Here is an 8,764-nt window from a genome sequence, read left to right as displayed (position 1 = left end):
GGGATCCGGCTTAGTAGCCGGCTTGGACACCTCGGTCTGAAAACTCGTCTTGCCATTGCGTGCCTTCCAACCACCAATCTCAGCACCATGCTGAGGATCAATGCCTGGATGCGGATTTCATATCACGCTTGTCTTCGAAATCACGAACAGCACCTACCGCAGGGAGCCAAGCGGATAACGTGGGAAGATCATTCACTGACGATCCCACATTGTGAACTGGACTCCGGGCACCCAATCTTTTCGTGTTCGACAAAGCACAACGCAAGATCCAGACCAGTTTGCGCAGCGGAATATACGTTCGTATTGGCTGGGATTCGTTCCGTTCGCAACAGATTGGCGGACATTCGGCATGCCCACTTTCGGACAAAAGGAGAGATCCATATTTCGAAGCGGGCAAGCAATCGCGGAGCCCGCAACTTACCTTGCCGGATCATTCCAGCCAGCACCATCGACACCGCGTTCGACTTCGACTATGGCCGACATCCCACCACGGCAGGCGAACTCGCCGAGGTCGCTGGGCAGAAGGAGCGGAACCTTGGCCCGCGCGAAAGACGCTCTGACGCCGGTTCTTTCTGACGAGGCAGCCCGATCTCGGCTATGATCCGGAGGGTCGGCCGCTGATCGAAGAGCTTTATGTGCCGTTTGCAAGCTCGTCGCGCGCATGCCGGATCGGCCACAGAGCGATGAGATGGGTCTCCTGCACAGGAAATCGTCACCGACCGGAATCAACAATGGATACTACATACAATCGATCCAAAATCCGAGTAATGAACTTCAACCAGGCTCCAAACGGCGCGGGGCAACGCCGCAGGCAGAAGCTTCGCCGAGCCAGTGCCGACATCCACGCCGCTGACTAAACAGGTAAAGTCGATTCCCCTCGGCACGGGAGCTCTCGGATCAATGCCGATCGTTTGAAGCGGTACGTCTTTTGCGGGGATCCATCTTGATGATGAAGACGATCCGACACCTCGGCTGATGCCGCCCACAACCACCGGAGCGCCCCCGATGAGCCATGATGCTGAACAGTTCCCAGGTGCGCACCCCATCAGTGCACGCCGACATTGGGCAATCATTGGCGGGCGGCCTGGACCTGGCGGCTTCATCCAGTCTTCTTCGACAGGGCAGCTCACCTCATGGTGAGAATGGAAAGGATCTTGTCCGATCGAGCAATTCGCCTGCTCAACCTGGTCAAGCCAGCGACGTTCTAGGAACTGCCCGATCCTTGAAGATTCCGCTGCGCGACAATCACGATTATCTCAAGATGTAGCATAGGAGGTGAACTATGAGGGGCATTGAGGATCGAGGAAAGGCGCCCATCTCGGCATTCAACCCCATCGAGCGTGATATCACGGACGATTCTCCCATTGGACCGGCGGCTGGCGTTGAAGGACCCGGTGAATCATCCTGTTCTATAGTGGAGCAGACGCGCTCTGAGCCTCAAGATCAAGCGTCTCCTCCTCTGAGTATCCTTGATCTGCCGCTGGACATGCTCGTTGAGATTGCTGAGCGGCTCAGCCCGATGGATCTGCTGAGGATGTCGCACACAAATCAAGAGCTGCGTGTCGCCGCGATGATAGTCGCAACGCCTCAAGAAAGGCGAATCCAGGTTCAGGCCATCTGGCACAGGCTGATGCAACTCCAACCCGGCCCGCAGCCGCTGACGTATCCCGTCGTGATGGAATCACTCGCGCGCAACTTCAATTGCCTCACCAGAGTGCAGCAGGAGCACCTCGTCGCGCTAGTCGAGGGGCTTGAGGACCAGGACCATCGCGGCTCGGCACTGCGAGCCCTCGGGACAGGCGTGGGAGGGCTTGCGCCCGAACTCCAGCAGCACCTCGTCGCGCTTGCCGAGGGACTGCTTCACCCCTGGAATCGTGCCACGGTCCTATGGGGCTTCGGAGAGGGGGTGACAGGGCTTGCGCCCGAGCTCCAGCAACGTCTCGTCGCCGTCGCCGAGAAACTTGCGCCGCACTGGTATACCCCATATACGCTGACGGGCTTCGGAATAGGCTTGGCAGGGCTTGCGCCCGAGCTCCAGCAGCGTATCGTTGCCCTCGCCGAGGGGTTTTACGAGCCCAGCCATCGCGCTTCGGCCCTGAGGGGCCTCGGAGCGGGCGTGGCAGCCCTTGCAACCGGGCTCCAGCAGCGTCTCGTCGACGTGGCCGAGGGGCTTCGTGACCCCGACGACTGCGCTTCGGCCTTGTGGGGCCTCGGAGCGGGCGTGGCAGCGCTTGCACCCGAGCTCCAGCGGCGTCTCATCCTCCTCGCCGAAGGGCTTGAGCCCAGGTCTCAGACCATTGCCCTGGAGGGACTCGGAGCAGGCGTGGCAAGCCTTGCGCCCAACCTCCAGCGACGTGTCGTCGTCCTCACCGAGGGGCTCGACCAGCCCGGGAACCGCGCTTCGGTCTTGAGGGGCCTTGGCGCGGGCGTGGGAGCGCTTGCACCCGAGCTCCAGCGGCGTCTCATCCTCCTCGCCGAAGAGCTTCATCCCTGGCGTCAGTCCTGGGCCCTGCAGGGCCTCGGAAGGGGGGTGGCAGGGCTTGCGCCCATCCTCCAGCAGCGCCTCGTGGTCCTCCTCGAGGCACTGGACGAGCCCGAAGATCGCACCGAGGGTCTATTGCGCTTCGGACGTGGCTTGGCAGCGCTTGCACCCGCGCTCCAGCAGCGGGTCGTCGCCCTCGCCGAGGGGCTCGGTCCGTCACAGTATCGCGGCTCGGCCCTGAGAGGCCTCGGAGCGGGTGTGGCAGGGCTTGCACCCGAACTCCAACAGCGTCTTGTCGTCCTCGCCGAGGGGCTCGACCGATCCACAGACCGCGTCGCAGCGCTATGGGGCTTCGGAGCGGGCATGGCAGGGCTTGCCCTAGAGCTCCAGCGGCGTCTCGTCGTCCTCGCCGAGCGACTCGACCGCCCCATAGATCGCATCTTGGCTGTCCAAGCCCTCGGGGCAGGCCTGGCGGGGCTTGCGCCCGAGCTACGACGGCGCATCGCTGCCATGGCCGACGGACTTGCCGAACCGGATTATCGGGCTTTCGCCTTGGCGGCACTATTGCCTTAGGCAGCCATCCGAAGAAGGGTTCCGGCTTACGGACCGTCTTTGGCTCGCAGGAGATGACCTACTAACGACATATGTGCAACGACCACGCGGACAAGCGCTTTTTTAGACATTTCACCCAGCGGGACAGCGGTCACATGTCCGGCCGTTCAGCGCGGTCTAAGACCGCTGGCCTCGATGAAATTCGCGATGCGAGAGGCTGATCTATCTGACGCGCTGTAAGCGCATTGTCGGCCGGCCTCCCTCGCATCGGAATTTCATCCCGTGGGTCATCGTCTCATTGTGCACCTCGCCTCTGTCCGGCGTGGCGCCGGCCAGTCCGTCCTGGTCGTCGTTCGGCTCAGGCGCGTGCTGCGGCCCTTGCCGCACCAGTATTTCGATATGTCCCGCCCTTGTTGAGCAGCGCCCAGATAATCCTCGCCATCTTGTTGGCGAGCGCGACCGCGACGACCTTGAAAGGCCGCCGCGCCAAAAGGGTCACTAGTGTCGTTTCCCTTAACGCGCAGCAAGACAGACGTCGCGCCACAAACGAGCAGCGAGCGGAGCGTCGGTTGCCCATTTTCGATATGCCGCCGAGCCGCTCCTTGCCGGCCGCAGTCGGGAAGATGGGAAGCTTCCAACGAGAACTGCCCAATGCGAACAAGAAGAGCAGTGTCGGCAGTAATCCTGCGCCTCGAACGCTCATCCTAACGCCGTTAAGCGTTGACCTCCGAGGTTAGCAGACCAACCCCGCAAAACGCTCCAAGAGAACAGCGCATGGAAGCGATACGAGATTGCAGCCTAAGCCTCGGGGCCGGACGTTGTTTCATATCAGCCCGGGTTGGGATGAAGCTTGCCATCCAGCAGTACCCGGTCAGGTTCAAGTTCTAACTTGAACTCCCAGTCGGGTGAGATCGTGATCAATTGGCAGCCTGACGCATGCGCGGTGAGTTTGACCGCGGCGAGGCATCCCCTATTAGCGGACTACCCGAACGTACGGCGCGTCGAGTGTTCGATGATGTGATCGCGCTCGGACTATTGGCGTCCGAAACGCCAAAGGGCCTTTTGTCCCTACGCTTTCCGGCGGACGCTCTGGACGCGCTGTTTCCGAAGCTTTTTCCGAAAACATAAGATCATAGGGCGCTCACGATCTTAAGTCGCTTCTCCTCGGATCGTAAAGATGATTTTCACCGGATCACCCGGAAGCGGATTCATCATTCCGCGTTCTGAGACGCGGGTAAAGCCGGCGCACTAGATGCCAAGGTCGTGTGTAGTGCTGCGAACGCTTCGGCAAATCACGCTTCCTAGATTGGCCTGTTAGCTTTGGATCTGATGGCATTGGTGTGGCGGCTTCGCGCTGACCACGGACAGAAGCATGATCCCGGCGATGAGATATCGTTCAGAGGGACTTGACGAACGAGGGCCCATTGCAGAAGTACTACGGTTGCGGATGTCGATGGCGTTTGTACTGATAGATGGTTGACGCAGCCTGATGCCGTGGTCGTCGCCATAGCGACCACGCGATGATGAAGGGCTTTTGCGTCGGTGGGAAGATAGGCATCCGGCGAGGAGATAGCGGATCTCGGGGACGCTCGGGACGAGTGCAGCCATCCGGATCACGCGGCGATTGGCTCCTTTGGACTCGTTTCGTTCGGTTTGCTCCATGCGCTGCGGCGAAGATCAGCCGGTAGCCTCGAGAGGAATGCCAGGGCGGCCATGCACAGGCTCATGTGGCGATGCCATCCGTGCCAGGACCGAGCCTCGCAATGATCAAGTCCGAGATCATCCCTGGCGCGCTCAAAGCACTCCTCGATCGCCCAGCGCAGGCCGGCCACTGCCGCCAATTCGGCCAAGAAGGAACAGGGCGGGGCGAAGACTTTTAGTAGGCTCTTTCTCCGGATGTCGATCGCTTGCGACGAGAAGCCAATGCTCGAAGCCGCCTTTTGACGTCCAAGGGCGGCGGATGCGTGCCCAGTCGTAGGGAGCCGAGGTCCTTTGGCGCCTTCACCTGCCGCATGACAGACCCAGTCGTCGTATCGAACTCCCTGGCCAGTTCCTCGGGCGAGGTTTCCTCAAACCCACGATCCCCTCCACGGCGCGTGAAGTGATCGCCTCGGACCGCAAAGACATAGGCTGCTCGCGAGCTTCCCGCATCCGTCGAAGGCTGCTGTCCGCCCCGTAGACAACGTCGCCAAAAACGTAAGCGCACGGGACGCCGGCATCGAGCGCCGCCTCGACCATGGCGGACGCCATCTTCGGCTTGGTTGCAAACTCGACCGTCTCCGGGATCGACACCCTGGCACATCGAGCCCGATCCTTTGTCCAGCTCTCCGGTACATAAGGCGACGATCGACCAGCGCTTGGCCGTAGCGGCTCGCGCAAGCCAAGAACACGCCGATCTCGGCTGTTCTCGATCCGACCCGCTGTTCCCGAGTACTGTCGCGCGACAACGGCGGAACGATCGCCGTTCTTCACAAATGCCGTGTCGTCGACGATCAGGACGCCATCCACATCGCCCAACGCCGTCCACCACATAATGGCGAACCCTCGTCTCGCAGCGTCCAGTGGTTGCGCCCCAACAGCGACTGCATCCGATAGGGCCGCTCCGGACTGCTCAGCCATCAGCCAGCCTGTCTTGCGCTCAATGCCGGAAAGAAGGCCGTCGAGAAAATCTGCGCCCGTCTCTCGCAACTCACGACGAGGAAGCACCCGCCCAACCCACGCCTTCAGCGCTGTGAGCTCCTGCTCCCAAGCCAACAACGACCCTGACCACGAAGCGACAGACATGGTTCCCTCCTTAAGGCCCAGGGCATGAGGGCGTCGATGTCTTTGGAGGGCCGCGTGCGAGCCGGAAGCCGCCTTGCCCTTCGACTTCTCCTTTGCGACATGCCCTGATGAATTGCCAAGTCGGGCTGCAGCGGGAGACCTGTCCGGAGAACAGGATCACAGCGTTCGGTTGCATGCCCGGCAGTCGGACTCATTGTCGGGCTTCAGACAGTGTTGGGTATGAAACACTGCACTATCAAAACGATCATGTTGTCTAAAAACGGTTTTCTGGTTTGGCACGGCATTTGCTTCGTTGGATCAACAAATACCCTACGGCACGAACCTGCAGGAGTTCCTCTGTGACCAGCCTTAGGCAATCGCTACCGCAAGAGCGAGCAATTATGGTCGTTCCACCAAAAGCCTTCTGGCCGGCCGGCACATTTCGTCTGCGGCACACTGTAGAGCCATTTGCGAAAACGGACCGGCCTCAAGGCCGACACGCTTGTAGAGGCCGCCAATCGCAAACAGGGCGCCGATCGCCTCCAGTTCGGTCTCCACCTTGCCCTCTCGAATGACTTTACCAGCCGTTTCCATTACGCAGACGCTGGTAGTGAGAACGGAAACATCAAGACCGAGAAACTGTTCCATGGCAGACCTCCTGACCGGGTGACCGTTGAGCCTGCCCGGGAGACCGACCTCCCGCTACTCCCATGCAGGGAGGCCGCCGGAGCCCCTGAGGCTAGCATGAACCTGCACAAATTTGACCTATCCAATGTAACAGCTTGGCGGCAGGTGCAGCCCCCGGCATCTCAAGAGCAAGCGGCACAGGCCGGGCAAGAGGGCTTTGAGCAGCGCTCGGGCGAGGCGCGCCAAGCCGCTGCCCAAATTCCCGCCCCCGGCGTTCCGGCTCTGCCAGACCCGTTCCATCCTCATCCGTCTCAGGGAGACCTGAGCCTCATCGAAGCCGCGGCCCCATGGGAGGCGCAACTCATGACGCAAGGGAGCGGACAAGAACACGCCGCGGCGCCCTACGCCGGAGGCAGTGGGTCGATGCTGGGTGCCTCGGTGCTGCAGCCGGGTCACTCAACGGCGCGCCATCATCATGCGCCGGATTCGTCAGTGGTTGATCTGAATCTCCCCGCACCGTTCGAGTTGCGTGACCATGCTCGTTCTGTGCCGGCGGCGCCTGCCGGGCCAGCGTTCGCCAGGGCTGAGGAGACGCCCTCCGCGGTTGGCGAGGCCGCGGTGGCCGAAAGGTGGGCTCGGTTGCAAAAGCAAATGGACGAACCAGTGCATGATCCCGGCCCTCAAGTGGATACATCGCCATGGGAGGCGCAACTCATGGTGCAAGGGAGCGGACAAGAACACGCCGCGGCGCCCTACGCCGGAGACAGTGGGTCGATGCTGGGTGCCTCGGTGCTGCAGCCGGGTCACTCAACGGCGCGCCATCATGATGCGCCGGATTCGTCAGTGGTTGATCTGAATCCCCCCGCACCGTCCGAGTTGCGTGACCATGCTCGTTCTGTGCCGCCGGCGGTGCAGCCAGATCCTCCAATAGGGGTCTCCGGTCGCGACAAGGGTCCTCTCTATTCCAACGATGCGACCATTGTCGAAGGGCTGAGGTCAGCATTGGAGAGCACGGTCAAGCGCCATGTAAATTCTCTTCTCGGCTTTGGTCGTTGGCTCTTTGATAATAACAGGCCGGGATTTGCGGATCGGCTTCACGAGGGGTCGCTGGATGAAGATGCCAAGCGCTATGTGAACTCCGGTGGTAACCGGAGGATCAGTGCACTAGCTCATCTCCGGAAGTTCGCACCCGGGCGCGAAATTGCCCTTGCTGCTCGTCCGGAAGACGCAGTCGGCATGGAGGCTCGTGCCATTGGGGACGCCGCTGCGCAGCGCAGCGGGCCGCAGGAGGCATTGGGTCGGCCAGAGAAGCCCCCTGGGAAAGCTAAAGACGGGCGGGTGCTCGGCGCATTGGAATGGCTAGGCGACGAACATATCCAGAGGGATTACCAACTCCTGGAGCAGGAGTTGCAGGGGAACAATCCAGATCTCGCCGCCCGGACGCGGTTCGTGGATCCCCTCGTAGCCAATTATCATCTGCGCTTGGGCTCCAAGAGCGTCATGCTAAGCGCATTCCAGCGCATCGTCCATAAGAACGGCAACGACACAGCCGACTTCCTGTTCGTGCCAGTGAGCGATGCCGGTACGACTCGTGAGGAGCGCGGCAAACATTGGTCGCTGCTGTTCGTTGATCGCAGCGACCGGGAACGGCCGGTTGCCTATCATTATGACTCCTACAACGGATGCAATGACACGCTTGCAAAAGAGCTCGCAGAAAATCTGGGCGCCAGCCTGGAGACCCGCGTGGGCGTACCCCGCATCGCCCAGCAGAGCAACGGGGTGGATTGCGGAATCTACGTGGTGGACGGCACGCGGGCGCTGGTTGGGCGATTGCAATCGCAGCCAGATGACCTGAACCTCAACAACCTCGTCGTCAATCGGCAGGCACTACAAACCCGCCTCAGGGGTGACGATACATTCGGAACGGCAAATAATCTCACAAACTTTGAACTCATGGACCGACAGGCCCGAGACGCGGTTAAGGAAAGCCCCGTTGGGACGTTTCACCAGCAGATCAAGCGGCTCGGCCAGTCAGCGCCAGACGTTGCTCCCGGGGACCCATTTAAATTTCAAAGTCTTGAGAGCAAGGGGGACGCCGCTGCGCAGCACAGCGGGCCGCAGGAGGAATACAGTTGGCCAGAGTATCTCCCCCCTGGGAAAGCTAATGAAGACGACGCTGTTCTGGCATCGTCTTTCGTGCCAACTGGGCCCCATCACCAAGCCTCGGATCCCGCAGGGTCCTTTCGTCCCCTGAGCTGGCGCGACGGCGACCAGCGCGCGCCGGACGAGCGGATCGCTGCACAGGACAGGAGCAACCAGCTATCAAGCGAGGAGGTCCTC

At 61.1% G+C, this 8,764-nt stretch carries 5 protein-coding genes and 2 pseudogenes; 3 read left to right on the top strand and 4 right to left on the bottom strand.

What is annotated here, in order from left to right:
- Both NKH97_RS32885 and NKH97_RS32880 read left to right on the top strand, forming a co-directional pair.
- Nucleotides 1-576: hypothetical protein (locus NKH97_RS32885; protein WP_352799896.1), on the top strand; the 576-nt coding region annotated here is incomplete at its 5' end.
- A 706-nt stretch (nt 577-1,282) separates the two neighbouring features.
- Nucleotides 1,283-3,055, top strand: a complete 1,773-nt coding sequence (locus tag NKH97_RS32880; protein ID WP_352799893.1) for an F-box protein — start codon at nt 1,283-1,285, stop codon at nt 3,053-3,055.
- A gap of 337 nt (nt 3,056-3,392) precedes the next feature.
- Here NKH97_RS32880 and NKH97_RS33420 read toward each other — a convergent pair.
- From NKH97_RS33420 to NKH97_RS32865, 4 genes and pseudogenes are all read right to left on the bottom strand, one after another.
- Nucleotides 3,393-3,650 (bottom strand): annotated as a pseudogene (locus NKH97_RS33420) (IS110 family transposase); the annotation flags it as partial.
- Between the two features lie 997 nt (nt 3,651-4,647).
- Nucleotides 4,648-4,869: pseudogene (locus NKH97_RS33415) on the bottom strand (IS701 family transposase); the annotation flags it as partial.
- Between the two features lie 166 nt (nt 4,870-5,035).
- Nucleotides 5,036-5,818, bottom strand: a complete 783-nt coding sequence (locus NKH97_RS32870; RefSeq protein ID WP_352799890.1) for an IS701 family transposase — start codon at nt 5,816-5,818, stop codon at nt 5,036-5,038.
- 378 nt (nt 5,819-6,196) lie between these two features.
- Nucleotides 6,197-6,445 carry a hypothetical protein gene (locus NKH97_RS32865; protein ID WP_352799886.1) on the bottom strand — a complete coding sequence of 83 codons (249 nt, stop codon included), beginning with the start codon at nt 6,443-6,445 and terminating at the stop codon, nt 6,197-6,199.
- A 96-nt stretch (nt 6,446-6,541) separates the two neighbouring features.
- Between NKH97_RS32865 and NKH97_RS32860 the strand changes: the two genes are divergently transcribed.
- Nucleotides 6,542-8,764: Ulp1 family isopeptidase (locus tag NKH97_RS32860; protein WP_352799883.1), on the top strand; the 2,223-nt coding region annotated here is incomplete at its 3' end.

This window comes from Mesorhizobium sp. M0870 (assembly GCF_040319775.1).
Taxonomy (GTDB): Bacteria; Pseudomonadota; Alphaproteobacteria; order Rhizobiales; family Rhizobiaceae; genus Mesorhizobium.
The sequence above is the reverse complement of the archived record's forward strand: the minus strand, read 5'-3'. Positions and strand labels throughout refer to the sequence as shown.